This is a genomic window from Hymenobacter aquaticus (assembly GCF_004765605.1).
GTDB lineage: Bacteria > Bacteroidota > Bacteroidia > Cytophagales > Hymenobacteraceae > Hymenobacter > Hymenobacter aquaticus.
Genome location: NZ_SRLC01000002.1, coordinates 477530 through 490161, shown reverse-complemented (window position 1 = coordinate 490161; position 12632 = coordinate 477530). Strand labels below are relative to the sequence as shown.

The 12632-nt window shown below is 60.7% G+C and carries 16 protein-coding genes and 1 tRNA gene; 9 read left to right on the top strand and 8 right to left on the bottom strand.

Annotation, left to right across the window (positions count from 1 at the left end; all coding sequences use genetic code 11):
* The first annotated feature begins 76 nt into the window (after window positions 1-76).
* Complete coding sequence (locus tag E5K00_RS14830; protein ID WP_135464102.1) at window positions 77-1357, top strand: M16 family metallopeptidase; 1281 nt, start codon at window positions 77-79, stop codon at window positions 1355-1357.
* Window positions 1358-1433: 76 nt separating this feature from the next.
* Here E5K00_RS14830 and E5K00_RS14825 read toward each other — a convergent pair whose 3' ends face one another.
* The 3 genes from E5K00_RS14825 to E5K00_RS14815 form a co-directional block, all read right to left on the bottom strand.
* Window positions 1434-1976: a hypothetical protein gene (locus E5K00_RS14825; RefSeq protein ID WP_135464101.1), complete on the bottom strand. Its 543-nt coding sequence runs from the start codon at window positions 1974-1976 to the stop codon at window positions 1434-1436.
* A gap of 167 nt (window positions 1977-2143) precedes the next feature.
* Window positions 2144-2491: a hypothetical protein gene (locus tag E5K00_RS14820; RefSeq protein WP_135464100.1), complete on the bottom strand. Its 348-nt coding sequence runs from the start codon at window positions 2489-2491 to the stop codon at window positions 2144-2146.
* A gap of 85 nt (window positions 2492-2576) precedes the next feature.
* Window positions 2577-3095, bottom strand: coding sequence for a hypothetical protein (locus E5K00_RS14815; protein WP_135464099.1), 519 nt, complete (start codon window positions 3093-3095; stop codon window positions 2577-2579).
* Between the two features lie 215 nt (window positions 3096-3310).
* On the opposite strand from E5K00_RS14815, the gene pheS reads away from it, so the two are divergent.
* The 4 genes from pheS to E5K00_RS14795 all read left to right on the top strand — a co-directional run bounded on the left by pheS (window position 3311) and on the right by E5K00_RS14795 (window position 6626).
* The gene (gene pheS, locus E5K00_RS14810; RefSeq protein WP_135464098.1) at window positions 3311-4354 is read left to right on the top strand and encodes a phenylalanine--tRNA ligase subunit alpha; all 1044 of its coding nucleotides are present in this window, start codon (window positions 3311-3313) and stop codon (window positions 4352-4354) included.
* A 204-nt stretch (window positions 4355-4558) separates the two neighbouring features.
* On the top strand, window positions 4559-4966 hold the full coding sequence (locus tag E5K00_RS14805; RefSeq protein ID WP_135464097.1) for a hypothetical protein: 408 nt from the start codon (window positions 4559-4561) through the stop codon (window positions 4964-4966).
* 96 nt (window positions 4967-5062) lie between these two features.
* Window positions 5063-5136 (top strand) — tRNA-Asn (locus E5K00_RS14800).
* 254 nt (window positions 5137-5390) lie between these two features.
* On the top strand, window positions 5391-6626 hold the full coding sequence (locus tag E5K00_RS14795; RefSeq protein ID WP_135464096.1) for a phage integrase SAM-like domain-containing protein: 1236 nt from the start codon (window positions 5391-5393) through the stop codon (window positions 6624-6626).
* A 67-nt stretch (window positions 6627-6693) separates the two neighbouring features.
* Here E5K00_RS14795 and E5K00_RS14790 read toward each other — a convergent pair whose 3' ends face one another.
* The gene (locus E5K00_RS14790; RefSeq protein WP_167856908.1) at window positions 6694-7980 is read right to left on the bottom strand and encodes an erythromycin esterase family protein; all 1287 of its coding nucleotides are present in this window, start codon (window positions 7978-7980) and stop codon (window positions 6694-6696) included.
* 288 nt (window positions 7981-8268) lie between these two features.
* Complete coding sequence (locus tag E5K00_RS14785; RefSeq protein ID WP_089332422.1) at window positions 8269-8460, bottom strand: hypothetical protein; 192 nt, start codon at window positions 8458-8460, stop codon at window positions 8269-8271.
* A 93-nt stretch (window positions 8461-8553) separates the two neighbouring features.
* Here E5K00_RS14785 and E5K00_RS14780 point away from each other — a divergent pair, with 93 nt between their 5' ends.
* The 3 genes from E5K00_RS14780 to E5K00_RS14770 all read left to right on the top strand — a co-directional run bounded on the left by E5K00_RS14780 (window position 8554) and on the right by E5K00_RS14770 (window position 10464).
* Entirely contained in the window at window positions 8554-9108 is a 555-nt protein-coding gene (locus E5K00_RS14780) for a thermonuclease family protein (protein ID WP_245328304.1), read from the top strand.
* 57 nt (window positions 9109-9165) lie between these two features.
* Window positions 9166-9909 carry a hypothetical protein gene (locus E5K00_RS14775; RefSeq protein ID WP_135464093.1) on the top strand — a complete coding sequence of 248 codons (744 nt, stop codon included), beginning with the start codon at window positions 9166-9168 and terminating at the stop codon, window positions 9907-9909.
* 84 nt (window positions 9910-9993) lie between these two features.
* Complete coding sequence (locus tag E5K00_RS14770; RefSeq protein ID WP_135464092.1) at window positions 9994-10464, top strand: hypothetical protein; 471 nt, start codon at window positions 9994-9996, stop codon at window positions 10462-10464.
* Between the two features lie 108 nt (window positions 10465-10572).
* Here E5K00_RS14770 and E5K00_RS14765 read toward each other — a convergent pair whose 3' ends face one another.
* The 3 genes from E5K00_RS14765 to E5K00_RS14755 are packed head-to-tail and all read right to left on the bottom strand — an operon-like array spanning window position 10573 to window position 12098.
* Window positions 10573-11208, bottom strand: a complete 636-nt coding sequence (locus tag E5K00_RS14765) for a hypothetical protein (protein ID WP_135464091.1) — start codon at window positions 11206-11208, stop codon at window positions 10573-10575.
* Between the two features lies 1 nt (window position 11209).
* Window positions 11210-11611: a hypothetical protein gene (locus E5K00_RS14760; protein ID WP_135464090.1), complete on the bottom strand. Its 402-nt coding sequence runs from the start codon at window positions 11609-11611 to the stop codon at window positions 11210-11212.
* A 52-nt stretch (window positions 11612-11663) separates the two neighbouring features.
* A complete protein-coding gene (locus E5K00_RS14755; protein ID WP_135464089.1) occupies window positions 11664-12098 on the bottom strand; it encodes a DUF3427 domain-containing protein in 435 nt (144 codons plus the stop codon).
* A gap of 71 nt (window positions 12099-12169) precedes the next feature.
* Between E5K00_RS14755 and E5K00_RS14750 the strand changes: the two genes are divergently transcribed.
* Window positions 12170-12607: a very short patch repair endonuclease gene (locus E5K00_RS14750; RefSeq protein WP_135464088.1), complete on the top strand. Its 438-nt coding sequence runs from the start codon at window positions 12170-12172 to the stop codon at window positions 12605-12607.
* Window positions 12608-12632: the final 25 nt, after the last annotated feature.

Genomic DNA, 12632 nt, shown 5'->3' with positions numbered 1-12632 from the left:
TTTCTGCTACCTGTACGTTTGCTGGGTTCCTACCTTTGGGTGGGGCCCCCAGCCCCGCTCCTTCACTTTGCCACCCATGATTCACTTCGAAGAATTTACCCTCGCCAACGGCCTGCGCTGCATCGTCCACGAGGATCATACCACCCCCATTGCCGTTCTGAACGTGCTTTACAACGTCGGCTCGCGCGACGAAGACGAGCAGCACACCGGTTTTGCCCACCTCTTCGAGCACCTGATGTTCTCGGGCTCGGTCAACATCCCCAACTACGACGAGCCCCTGCAGTACGTGGGCGGCGAAAACAACGCCTTTACCTCCCCCGACATCACCAACTACTACCTCACGCTGCCGGCGGCCAACCTCGAAACCGCCTTCTGGCTCGAATCGGACCGGATGCTGGGCCTGGCCTTCTCGGAAAACGGCCTGGAGGTGCAGCGCAAAGTGGTGGTCGAGGAGTTCAAGCAAAACTACCTCAACCAGCCCTACGGCGATGTCTGGCTGAAGCTGCGGCCCCTGGCCTACCAGCACCATCCCTACCAGTGGCCCACCATCGGCAAGGAAATCAGCCACATCGAAAACGCGGTGATGGACGACGTGCGGGCTTTCTTCGCCAAGCACTACTCCCCGGTCAATGCCATCCTGGTGGTGGCCGGCCCCGTCAGCGTGGCCGAGGCGCGCCGCCTGGCCGAGAAGTGGTTCGGGCCCATCCCGGCCGGTACGCCCTACGAGCGCAGCCTGCCCGCCGAGCCCCGCCAAACTGAGGCCCGCCTGCTCGACGTCACGGCCGACGTGCCGGTCAGCGCCTTCTACAAGGTCTACCACATGCCCGGCCGCGCCGAGCCCACCTACCACACCGCCGACCTGCTCAGCGACGTGCTGGGCCGGGGCAAGTCGTCGCGCCTCTACCAGCGCGTGGTGAAGGACCAGCCGCTATTCAACTCCATTTCCGCGTCCTGCACCGGCTCCCTGGAACCCGGCCTGCTCGTCATCAACGGCCGCCTCAACGCGGGCGTCACCCCGGAAGAGGCCGATGCCGCCGTCGAAGCCGTCGTGGCCGAGCTGCGCCAGGAGCTGGTGCCCGAGCTAGAGCTGGAAAAAGTAAAGAATCAGGCCGAAACCAGCATCGTGTTCGAAGAAATCGAGCTGCTGAACCGCGCCATGAACCTGGCCTACAGCAAGCTCATCGGCGACGCCAACCTCGTCAACCAGGAAAGCGCCCGGGTGCAGGCCGTTACGCCCCAGGGCCTGCTCGCCATGGCCCAGGACATCCTGCGCCCCGAAAACAGCACCACGCTCTACTACCGGGCCCAGCCCACCGTGGCCACCCCGGAGCTAGCCACCACCGACGCAGTGGAATAACGCCCCGGTCCTAACTAAAAAAGCCTCCCCGACGCATCGGGGAGGCTTTTTTGTTGATTCGATAGAGGCGAATGGCTTACCAGCCGCTGCCGGAAGAACCCCAGCCGTCGTCAGCTTTCTTGGCGGGAGCCTTTTTGGCGGGAGCTTTCTTAGGCGCTGCTGCTGCTGCCGGAGCCGCACCGGCGCTGCTTACCTTCTTGGTAGCCGAGGCCGAAGCCGATTTGCTGGCGGGAGCCGCCACGGGGGCCGCTACCTCGGTGGTCGTCACGGCGGGCTCAGCCGGCGCCGATACGGGCGTAGCTTCCACCATCGGCGCCGGGGCCGTGGTATTCACGCTTACGTTGCGCTTCACGTAGGGAGCCAGGGGCCGGCCACGGTAGTCCATCCGCACGCGGTGCGAAGGAGCCGCCGTGAAGCCCGGGGCAATGGCGAAGCCATTGGACTGGGGGTTTGCCTCCATAGCCGAGGCCGGAGCGGCAAAGCCGCTGGTGGCCGCCGGGTCGGGGGCGGGCGTGGCCACCGGCTCCGCAGCGGGGGCGGCGGCCGGAGCCGGGGTAGCGGGCGTTTTAGCCGATTTCGAGCGGCTTTGCTGGGCTAGTGCGTTTGAGGTGCTCAACACGGCAACCAACAAAAGGCACGAAAAAACGGGACGTAGCATAGCGAGAAAACAAGTGGCAGTAGAAGATTTTTACTCTCCCCTACTACGCAGAAACTGTAGGATTTGTGCCTGAAACCACAAAAATATCTACTCCGGCGCTAACAATGCCGTTTGGCCCGATATTTTTCTCACTGCCGCTTCTGCACCTTGGCGGGCGTAGCCGGAGCCGGGGCCGTCTGGCCCGATGAAATGGTGGAACTGGTGGAGGCCGGCTTGGCTACTTTTTTCTTGATTGGGCGGCCCATGTAGTCGGTGCTGGGCGGCGTGGGCATGTTGATGCGCATGCCGGGAGCCAGCCGCTGGCGGTCCTCATCGGAATAGCGCCGGTTGCTGGCCGTGCGGGCCACCGCGCGGGAGCGGGAGGCTGAGGCCTTTTTATGATAACCACTGGCGCGCTTGGTTTGGGCCTGGGCCGCAAGCCCTGGCAGCCACAGGGCCAGGGTCAATAACCAGAAAAAGAGTCGGGGGTACCGCATAGCAAACCAGTTGAGCTGTAGAACATACACTGCTGGTTTCTACTACGGTACCCCCGAAATTTCGGCGAACCTGCTACTCCAAATACTACTGGCCGGAAGTGGCCGTGGTAGCGGCTACGGTCGAGGCTTTGGCAATCTTGGCGGCTACCTTGGCATCCTGGCGCTTGGCTTTGCGCACGGGGCGGCCCCAGTAGTCGGTGCTGGTGCCACGGTAGGGGGCCGTGTTCATGCCGGGCGCAATCATCTGGCCCGACGACTCCATCATGGGGTCGACGCTGGTTTCTTGCTGCGCCACGGCGGCGGTCAGGTTGTTCTTCTCTTTTTTCTTGAGCGGGCGGCCCCACCAGTCGGTGCTGGGCTTGTTGTGCAAGCTCAGGCTGATGCCGGGGGCGCTGCTCCAGCCGGTGTTGTAGCTGGCGGGCTCGGCCGAGGTAGCGGCTACGGGCTGGTCAGCGGCGGCGCGGGGCGCGTTCATCGTCCAGGGGTCGAGCTCGGGCGAGGCCCACTCGGCGGCCGAGCCAACCGACGTATTTTGCGACTGGGCCTGGGCCGAGGCGGCACCTACGAATAACAGAAAGAAGGCGGAAGACAGGAAACGGTTCATAACTCAGAAAAGACGAAAGGGAGGAAAGATAGACCTGGCGCGTAGCCGTCGGCGTATAACTCGAACGGGTGGCGCCCCGCGTTCAGTCGTCTGTGCCGCTTGATGAGAGGGGTTTTGCAGCAATCGTACCAACTTTTTTTGCTTTGGGCGGGCGGGGCCGGCCCGCGGGCAAATTGCGGGCAGATTTTGCGCCGGAAGCGTACCTTTGCTGTACTATGCAGGACCAAATCAACCGCCTTCGCGCCGAAATCGAAGCTTACGACCTCTCCGCTCCCGACCAGCTGGAGCAGTTCCGCATTGCCTTCACCGGGCGCAAAGGGCAGCTGGCCGATTTGTTCGACCTGCTGAAAACCGTGCCGCAGGAGCAGCGCCGGGCCGTGGGCCAGGAGCTCAACCAGCTCAAGCAGCTGGCCCTGGAGAAGTTTACCCAGCGCCAGCAGGAACTGGAAGCCGCCGCGCAAAACGCCCCCGCCGACCCCACGTTCGACTATACGCTGCCCGTGGTGCCCCAGGCCCTGGGCACGCGCCACCCCCTGAGCCTGGTGCGCGAGGAAATGGTGCGGATTTTCTCCCGCATTGGCTTCAACGTGGCCGAGGGACCAGAAATCGAGGACGACTGGCACAACTTCACGGCTCTGAACTTCCCCGAAAACCACCCGGCCCGCGACATGCAGGACACGTTCTTCGTGACCCGCAACCCCGCCGACCCCACCCACGACGCGCTGCTGCGCACCCACACCAGCACCGTGCAGGTGCGCGTGATGGAAAGCCAGAAGCCGCCGATTCGCAGCATCATGCCGGGCCGCGTGTACCGCAACGAGGCCATTTCGGCCCGCGCCCACATGATGTTCCACCAGGTCGAAGGCATTTTCATTGATGAGGGCGTGAGCTTTGCCGACCTGAAGCAGACGGTGTATTACTTCGTGCAGGAAATGTTCGGTCAGGATATCAACATCCGGTTCCGGCCGTCGTTCTTCCCCTTCACCGAGCCCAGCGCCGAAATCGACATTACCTGCCTGATCTGCAAGGGCGCGGGCTGCAACATCTGCAAGCAGAGCGGCTGGGTAGAAATTGGCGGCTGCGGCATGGTCGACCCCAACGTGCTGGAGCAGTCGGGCATCGACACGGAGAAATACTCGGGCTACGCCTGGGGCATGGGCATCGAGCGGATTACGATGCTCAAGTACCAGATCAAGGACCTGCGTTTGTTCACGGAAAACGACCTGCGCTTCCTGCGCCAGTTTGAAGGCGTACAATAAATCGGGCCCTTCTCCTTTATAGTATAGATAGTATAGAGGCTCAGCCCAACCGGAAGCCGCCCTGGAACGAGAAGCCGTAGCTTCGGCGTTTTAAGGCGGCTTTCCTGTTCGGCTGGTACTTCGGCTCACAGCTGGCCAGCCTCTCTGCTCGTATCCTTAGCGCATCCGCCTATGTTCCGCGTTTCTTCTCTGCCTAGCCTCCTTGTGGCCTTAGCCGTAGCCAGCCTCCCGTTGCTGGCCAGCTGCGCGGGCAATTCGGAGGCTCAGCCCCAGATTCCGCTCACGGCCTTCAACGAGGTGCTTTACCTGACCGACCAGCAGAACAGCGCGCTGCGCTTCGACAACGGGGCCGTGTACCACGCGGGCGGGGTGCGGGGGCTTATTGTGGTGCGGCAAAACGCCAGCACCTATCTGGCCTTCGAGCGGACCTGCACCTACAACTCGGCCGACACCTGCGCCCGGGTGAAAATCTCGCCTTTCGTGCAGCTGTTCGACCCGTGCTGCAAGTCGCAGTTCAACTTCCAGGGCCAGGTGCAGGGCGGGCCGGCCAACATTGCGCTGCGTCGCTACCAAACTTCTTTGTCCGGCAACGTCCTGACAATCACGAACTAGCTAATTTTTTACAATTATTTTCAGCGCAATGCTTGCAGGAACTAGCCGCATGCACTAATATTGCACCCGCAACGACAGATAAACGTCGCCATAACCGCTTCCTTAGCTCAGCCGGTTAGAGCATCTGACTGTTAATCAGAGGGTCCCTGGTTCGAGCCCAGGAGGGAGCGCTCAAGTTGAAGAAGCCCGCCGATACCCGGCGGGCTTCTTCGTTTTTAGGCCGCTTCAGGCCACTTTTTGCTTTCGTCCTTCTTGCCTTTCCTCCGCGTTCCGGTTATCTTGAGATATAAACCGGGACACAAAGCGGGACCTATACCGGGACACAGGCAGGATGGCAAAGCAGATTACCTACCGGAAGCAAATCAGCGTGCGGATGAGTCTGCGGCTGGCCAGATGTAACAGGCGGGGGTTCTGCCCGGTACGGGTGACTGCCCGCTGGCACGGCGAGGAACTACAGCTGGATACGGGAGAGCTGGTACTTCCGGCAGGAAAGAACCGGCGGGGCAGGGAGGAATCGTTCTGGGATGCGGAGGCGGGACAGGTTATCGGTGACCATCCTGACAAGGCGTATCTGAACTCCCGGCTGGCGGAGTGGGTCAGGGACATTACCCAGGCTTTCGAGGCAGTGTTTGACCGGGCGCCGTTCGAGAAGGTAACCCGGGAACAGCTGCGGGCTGAGCTGTTCCCGTCGGAGGTGGAAGAGGTACTGGTACCGGTAGCAGCAGCAAAGCCGGTCAGCCGCACGTTCCGGCAGGTGCTGGAAGAGTGGAAAGAGGAAAACCGCAACCTGGGCAAGGACTCTCTGCGCAAGTACGACCAGCTGGCCACTATGATGGAAAGCTGGCGGCCCGATCTGCGGCCGGAGCAGGTGACGCAGAAGATTGCCAAGGAATACCAGCAGCATCTGCTGGACCTGCAGAAGTCGGACGCCACCATCAAGGTACATTTCACCGGGCTGCGCAAATGCTTCGAGCAGCTGGGGCTGCCGGCCGACATGGCGTGGCTGCAGTATTCGGCCAAGAACGCGCCGCAGCTGGACCTGGAAATCGAGGAAGTACAGCGGCTGATCAGGTGGCGGCCGACTTCTGACGTACTGGCTGAGGAACGGGACCGGTGGCTGTTTCAGCTGTTCAGCGGGCGGCGGTATGAGGACCTGGAAAAGTTCGACCCGCGGGAGCGGATTACGCTGACGCTGGAGGATGGCACGCGGGTGCCGGCGCTGCTGCACGCCCAGGGCAAGACGGGCAACGATGCGGCCGTGCCCCTCCCCCCTATTGCGGTGAACATCGGGGAACGGTGGGGCTGGCAGTTTCCGGCCCGCACCTGGCAGCAGCGCGGCGACTATATCAAAGACATTGCCCGGCAGGCCGGGCTGAACCGGGAATGGGACGACCGGCTGATTACGGGCGGGAAGGTGGTGCACAACTGGCGCCCCATCTGGCAGGTCATCAGCACCCACACGGCCCGGCACACGGCTGCCACGCTGCTCAAGCAGGTCAGCAACGGTAATAAGGCACTGGCCCGGCTGGTGCTGGGCCACGCCGAGGAAGACGTAACGGACCGTTACGCCAAAGACAAAGCCCGGCTGCTGGCACCGGCCGTGCTGGATGCCTGGCAGAAGATTCTGGGCGAGTGGTTCGACGGGGAGCCGGCGCGGTAGTGGGTGTTAGCGGCCTGGGCCGCTGCCGCCCTGCGCTCAGCCTACGCACCGGCCGACACCGGTACTGTTATTCGGCTTTCTGCGTCGCCTGCATGTCGCGAATGAAGAACAGGCCGTCGTAGGCCAGATTCCAGGCGACAGGGGAAATGGAACCGGGAGGCAGGGAATGACCGGGGCTTTTCAACGCGAAGGGCGTGGTTGGGGTATTGAACTGCCGGTTGTAGGAGGTGAAATCCAGAAAGCCGTAGACAACGCTGGGGGGAATCCAGGTTTCCAGGCCATCCTTCTCCGGCAAGGCAATGGTATAGGGTGCAGGCATGGTCAGCCGGCCGGCGGTGCCCTGATAAGAGGCAAAGCCCAACACATAGGTTTGCCGGGCCCGTTGCGGGTTTTGCGTGAAATACGAGCCCATCTTATTGCGGATTACCATGTCGAAAGCCCGGCCTTTGCCGGGCTGCTGGTCCGGGTAGCGCAGAATATGAGCATTGGCAGCCCACACAATGACTTTGGTATCCGGGTACTGCGTAGCCACCAGAAATTCCAGGTTATCCGCCATGGCCTTGTCGCGGGCCAGCAGCGGGTAGTTGGTCGCAATGGAAGCCTGCAGGCTGGCGATTACGCGCGGCCAGCCGGATGTATCGGCGGCAGCGCGCTGGGCCTGGCTGATCAGTTGCAGGCCTTTTTCCAGGTCCCGGCGCATGGCCGGGGGGAAGGCGTCAGGCGTGTTGGTGCGCTGTTTGACCATCAATCCCTGCACCGCCGCCAGAAACTGCTGGCAGGCGGCGGGGGAGGCAAATTTGCCGGCAATACCCGAGGTGGTCAGGTAACGCTCCAGGTTTTCACGCAGATGCAGGTGGCTGTAATTAAGATACAGCTGCGAATCGAAGCCACTCACCTGGAGCGGGCTGGCGGTCTGGAAGCTTTGAGGAATGTACTGTTCAAACAGGTAGCGGCAGTCGGCGCTGCGCGTCCAGACGGGAAAGATATTGTGGCGCAGAAAGTGCCGGATGGAGTCGGGTTGTTTGGGCAGTTGGTTCCAGCCCGTGGTCAGGCCGTAAAAGTCGCTTTCGAAAGCCAGCACAGTGAATCCTTTGCGCTCGTGCAGGTATTTGATCAGGCGCGTTTTGGCCTGGAACGCCGGACCGTCGCCGTGGTCCTGCTCGCCCAGCATGACTACCCGGGCCTCGCCGATGGCTTCACCCAGCGGGGCTAAATCGGCATACTCGTCGGCCGGGGCGGCCGGGTTTATCATGGCCACTGGCACCGTATGGGTGCTCACGTAGGAACGAACGTCCTGCCCGAAGGCCGACGCACACAGCAACATGCTGGTAACAGTAGTGGTAAATAACTTCATCAGAACGCAGAATGCGGTATAAAGCGGGATAAAAGCGGGGAAACCAGGATCTACCCTGGGAACCAGAGTAGCTGCCATACTTCAGATGCCTCCCTGCACAAGGCAGAGGGTACCGGCAACAGGAGCCAGATGCGTGAAATAAACCAGGGGTTGCCTGGCCTGGGTGGTTTTGGTCCTCCGGCGTACCAGAAAGTATCTGCCGACCAGGGGAAGCACAGATGCGGTACCGACGCCACGTAACTACTGCAGTTGTAAGGTGCCTGGAGGGTGGCTTTTGCCTGCCTCCAGCTACGGGCGGAGGGCGGCGCATACTTCGGCCTCGGGCAGGCCGGTGTAGCGGCAGAACTCGGCGATGGAAACGTAGGAGCGGGCCGGCTTGGCCAGGTGGCGGCGGATGCGCTGGAGGAGGCGCTTGCCGGCGTCGTAGCTGGTGCCCGTAAGCTGGGCTGCCTCCTTGGGGTAGATGCAAACCTGGGGCATACTGGGGAGAGTGGGGGCGTTCGGGACAGACAAAGATACAACCAGACGGGCGCAGAACATAGGTTTAGCGTCATGACAAACAATACGTTACGATTGGTTGCGATTGGTTTCCTGGCGCTGGGCGGGCTGCTGACGGGCTGTCCGCCGGCCGCCGGCAGCACCGGGGGCGGTACGGACGTGCCCCGTACGGAAGCCGGCCGGGTGGTGCGCGTCATCGACGGCGACACCTATGACGTGCTGAGCGGTGGCCGGGTGCTGCGGGTGCGCCTGACCGGGGCGGATGCACCCGAGCCGGGCCAGCCCTACGGCCGGCAGGTGGCTGACTCGGTGCGCCGGCTGCTGTCGCCCCGGCAGCTGGTGGCCCTGACCCTGCACGGGCAGGACCTGTATGGCCGGACCCTGGCTACGGTGGTACTGCCGGCGGCGGGTAAGCGGCCGGCAGTGGCCCTGGACTCACTGCTGGTGGCGCGGGGCTGGGCGTGGGCCTGGGCGCCCCGCCACAAGGTGCCGCGGCTGGCGGCCGTGCAGCAGCAGGCCCAGCGCCAGGGGCGCGGGCTGTGGCATTGCCCGCCGGCGGTGCCGCCTTCCATCTGGCGCAATCTGAGCGCGGCCGGGAAGCGGCGCTACGCCTCGGGCTGTCCCCGCTGAGCCAGCCGCTTCTCCCCTGATTTTTCTCATTTCCTCACTCCTTTTCCCTTTTCACCCATGGCACAACAAACCGGAATTATCGGCATTCAGGGCACCGTCGGCGGGCTCGTGTTTGCCAAGGACGGCAGCATCCGGCAGAAGCCGGCTTCCAACAAGGCGGCATTTGCCGGCTCGGCCAGCATGGCCCGCACGCGGGAAAACGCCTCGGAGTTCGGCGAGGCGGCCTCGGCCGGCAAGCTGGTACGTGACGCGCTGCGCCAGGCTATCCAGTCGGCCAGCGACAAGAAGCTGGTGGCCCGGCTGACGCAGAAGATGCGCGAAATCATCAGCCTCGACGAGGACAATGACCGGGGCGGCCGGCAGGTGCTCAAAGAAAACACGGCCGGCCTGCTGGGCTTCAACTTCAACGCTGGGGCCGGCCTGAGCCAGACGCTGTTTTTCGGCTACGGCGTGGAGCTGGCCGGCCGGGACGTAACGCTGAGCGTGGCGGGCATCAACCCGCAAACCGACGTGGCCGGCCCGCAGGGCGCCACCCATTACGAGGTTGTGTACGCCGCAGCCGCGCTCAGCTTCGACACCAAAACCTTTGCCGTGGCCACGGTGGCCGCGCCGCTGGGCACGCAACCGCTAAGCGGCGCCCTGGGCGCGCAGAACGTGGTGGCCACGCTGCCCGCCGACCCGGCCGTAACGGACGTGGTGCTGGGCGTGCTCGGCATCAACTTCTACCAGGAGCTGAACGGCAAGATGTACCCGCTGAACAACAACGGCAGCAACCCGCTGGCGGTGGTATACGTGGGCTAGCCGCCTGGCATCAACGGGCACGCGGCCGGCTTCCCGGAGCCGGCCGCTTTCTTTTTCACTTCAACGCCGCAAGGCAGTTATCAGATGGCAACCCTGACCCCTTACCAGAAGCAGTTCCGCCAGCGCATGAAGCGCGCCATGAGCCTGCGGGCCAAGGCTGACCGCAAAGCCCGCTCCTACGCTACGCGCCTGGCTACGGCCCTGCTCGACGCCCAGACGGCCACAGCCATGATGAACGCGCTGAACCAGACCTACAACGTGGACGTGAGTACGCAGACCCTGCTGGTGCACGACCTGCTGGACATGGTGACGCCCCAGCGCCTGACCGATGCACTGGCCGCCAGCACGCCGGGCGAAGAGGTGGTGCTGTTCAACCAGATTCCGGATGGCAACGGCGGGCAGCAGCTGCCGGCCAACCCGCTGTTCGGGGAAACGGTGGCGGGCACTCCCATTGTGCTTATACCGCAGCCGGATACATCAGACCTTAGAACGAAGAACGAAACTCGTTCAACCAGTTCTGAGCATTCTTACAGCATACTTCCAGGTGAGGTATAGATACGACAGTAACGCACATCATAAAGACAGAAAAAGCCAGCCCACACAGTGTGGGCTGGCTTTTTCTGTCATTGCCGGGTACCAACTCAGCAGCTAGGCCAGCAACAATCACCAAATGGCTACTACATCCTCGATTTGTACGGAGCATGACGTACCATCGGAATGCCAGTTGAAGGAATATTGGGACTTACTCTTTTGTCTGGCCTCAATAAAAGCATTCCACGGACAAATTCCGGAAGCCGCTGCTGAGCTGTCCAGGGCCAGTATCCTGACCACTTTCTGCCTGTCGTCGAATTCTACTCCAACTGCAACCATCCAATGGCCACAGCTTTCGTTCCGAACGCTGATAACGACGGGGTGGTCATTCTGAAGGTGACCAATTATGAATTCCCAGGATGTTTCCCCTCCGTTTGGTGCAGGCTCCACGTGCAGTACTTTACCAAAGCTATCCAGAAGCAAGCCCTGTACTTCCTGCATATCCATACCTTGACGGAACAGACCAGGAAATCTTTCCAGCCTTGCCAGAAACCTGCCCTCACGCCGTCTGCCATCTGTCTGTTCCAATCCGGTTAACTGTTCATAATCCAACCGACCCAACAAGAGCAATACCATCATGATGCTGTATGCACCGCACGCTCCATCAACGCTACCCTGCCGCAGGTGAACAGGCTGCCATTTTCCGGACTGATGGGATACAGCCCCCTGAACACCTAACCTGAGCTGTGGAACAAGACGATACAGCATATCAGTGGTGGCGGCTCAGTATCATTCTGATCTCGGCGGCGGCGGCTTCAGCAGCACCTTTAGGCCGCTGCTGCCACTGCTGATACAGGTCGGCATGACGGAATGCCGTCGGTACCGGTGTGCGGTAAAGGTGCAGATAAAGCCAGAGCATCTGATACCATACAGGGGAAAGGTTTTCCGGCAGATGTTTCCAGGAGTAAAAGTCCCGGTGCATCAGAAAATTCACCGCAAAATTTTCCTCCGCATAAGCAGACAGCCGGCCGCTGGTATGCAACTGCTCCCTGAGTTCAGCGGCACGCTCCGGCCGGTGCTGCCACATCTTTTCGGTATATGCGTAGCCATCGAATGTGAGAGCGAAGAGTCCGATCGTGGCTTCTGTGGCGCTGGTGAGTCCTGATTTCACGCTATTTGTGTCATAAATACACTTCAATTAATTGGTTGAAGAACCCAAACCTTCACTCCTTATTGACAACTAACAAAAACGAAGTGGGCTTTCCTGCCTGGTGACTTTCGTATTCGAAGCGTCCAAGATAACGAAAGGCAGCACTGGGATATTCCCGCTTACTATGACGATAGAAGACCAATAACTCAATGTGCTCCGTTGCATGACTCATGATTAGCTTATCCGTGCGGCCACTAAGCTGTCCTTGCCATTTAAGTATATCACCCTCCAGCTTATCCTTATACTGGATTTTATCGGCTGCTTTTTCCTCAGTCACGAATAGCCATACGGAATTGGTGCCTTTGGGCCGAAACACGCCAGTATTGATCGTAGCATCATTAATAGCAAATAGCTCACGCAAATCCCGCCTTGAATACAATTTATTGACAATCAAGCTATCAGATGTATAAGTACGAGATGGTCTATACATAACAGTTAAGGTTTTCAAAGAAATGCCACCTGATCAAGCACCCAGTGATGAAAGCGGAACACGGGAGCAAAACCAGGGGTTGAGTTGGTATGGCGGACAAGATTACACCTTCGCAGAGGAGTTACAATATGTCGCGTATCCGAAGCAAGGATACGAAACCTGAGATGACCGTGAGGAAGTGGCTTCACAGCCAAGGACTCAGATTCCGACTGCACCGGGGAGACTTGCCAGGTAAGCCAGACATTGTATTGCCACGGTACCGTACCGTGATTCTGGTACATGGTTGTTTCTGGCATGCTCACGAGGGCCAGCCCTGCTTTAAGCTTCCAGCATCAAGGACTGAATGGTGGCAGCAGAAATTAGGGCGCAATAAAGCCCGTGACTGGCAACAACAACGTGCCTTGGAATTACAGGGCTGGCAAGTGCTAGTAGTATGGGAGTGTGAACTCAAGCCGATACGGCGGGAGTCAACATTCGAGCGCTTGTGGAATGAACTGAATTACAGCTCCCTTCGCATAGCTGGGTAGTAATAGGATGCAAAATAATGTTTGC

What these genes read in the sequence shown, in the direction of transcription:
- E5K00_RS14765 (WP_135464091.1), bottom strand. Translation starts at nt 11,208, where the DNA reads ATGCTGTATCGTCTTGTTCCACAGCTCAGGTTAGGTGTTCAGGGGGCT.
- E5K00_RS14820 (WP_135464100.1), bottom strand. Translation starts at nt 2,491, where the DNA reads ATGCGGTACCCCCGACTCTTTTTCTGGTTATTGACCCTGGCCCTGTGG.
- pheS (WP_135464098.1), top strand. Translation starts at nt 3,311, where the DNA reads ATGCAGGACCAAATCAACCGCCTTCGCGCCGAAATCGAAGCTTACGAC.
- E5K00_RS14770 (WP_135464092.1), top strand. Translation starts at nt 9,994, where the DNA reads ATGGCAACCCTGACCCCTTACCAGAAGCAGTTCCGCCAGCGCATGAAG.
- E5K00_RS14750 (WP_135464088.1), top strand. Translation starts at nt 12,170, where the DNA reads ATGGCGGACAAGATTACACCTTCGCAGAGGAGTTACAATATGTCGCGT.
- E5K00_RS14815 (WP_135464099.1), bottom strand. Translation starts at nt 3,095, where the DNA reads ATGAACCGTTTCCTGTCTTCCGCCTTCTTTCTGTTATTCGTAGGTGCC.
- E5K00_RS14775 (WP_135464093.1), top strand. Translation starts at nt 9,166, where the DNA reads ATGGCACAACAAACCGGAATTATCGGCATTCAGGGCACCGTCGGCGGG.
- E5K00_RS14790 (WP_167856908.1), bottom strand. Translation starts at nt 7,980, where the DNA reads ATGAAGTTATTTACCACTACTGTTACCAGCATGTTGCTGTGTGCGTCG.
- E5K00_RS14785 (WP_089332422.1), bottom strand. Translation starts at nt 8,460, where the DNA reads ATGCCCCAGGTTTGCATCTACCCCAAGGAGGCAGCCCAGCTTACGGGC.
- E5K00_RS14830 (WP_135464102.1), top strand. Translation starts at nt 77, where the DNA reads ATGATTCACTTCGAAGAATTTACCCTCGCCAACGGCCTGCGCTGCATC.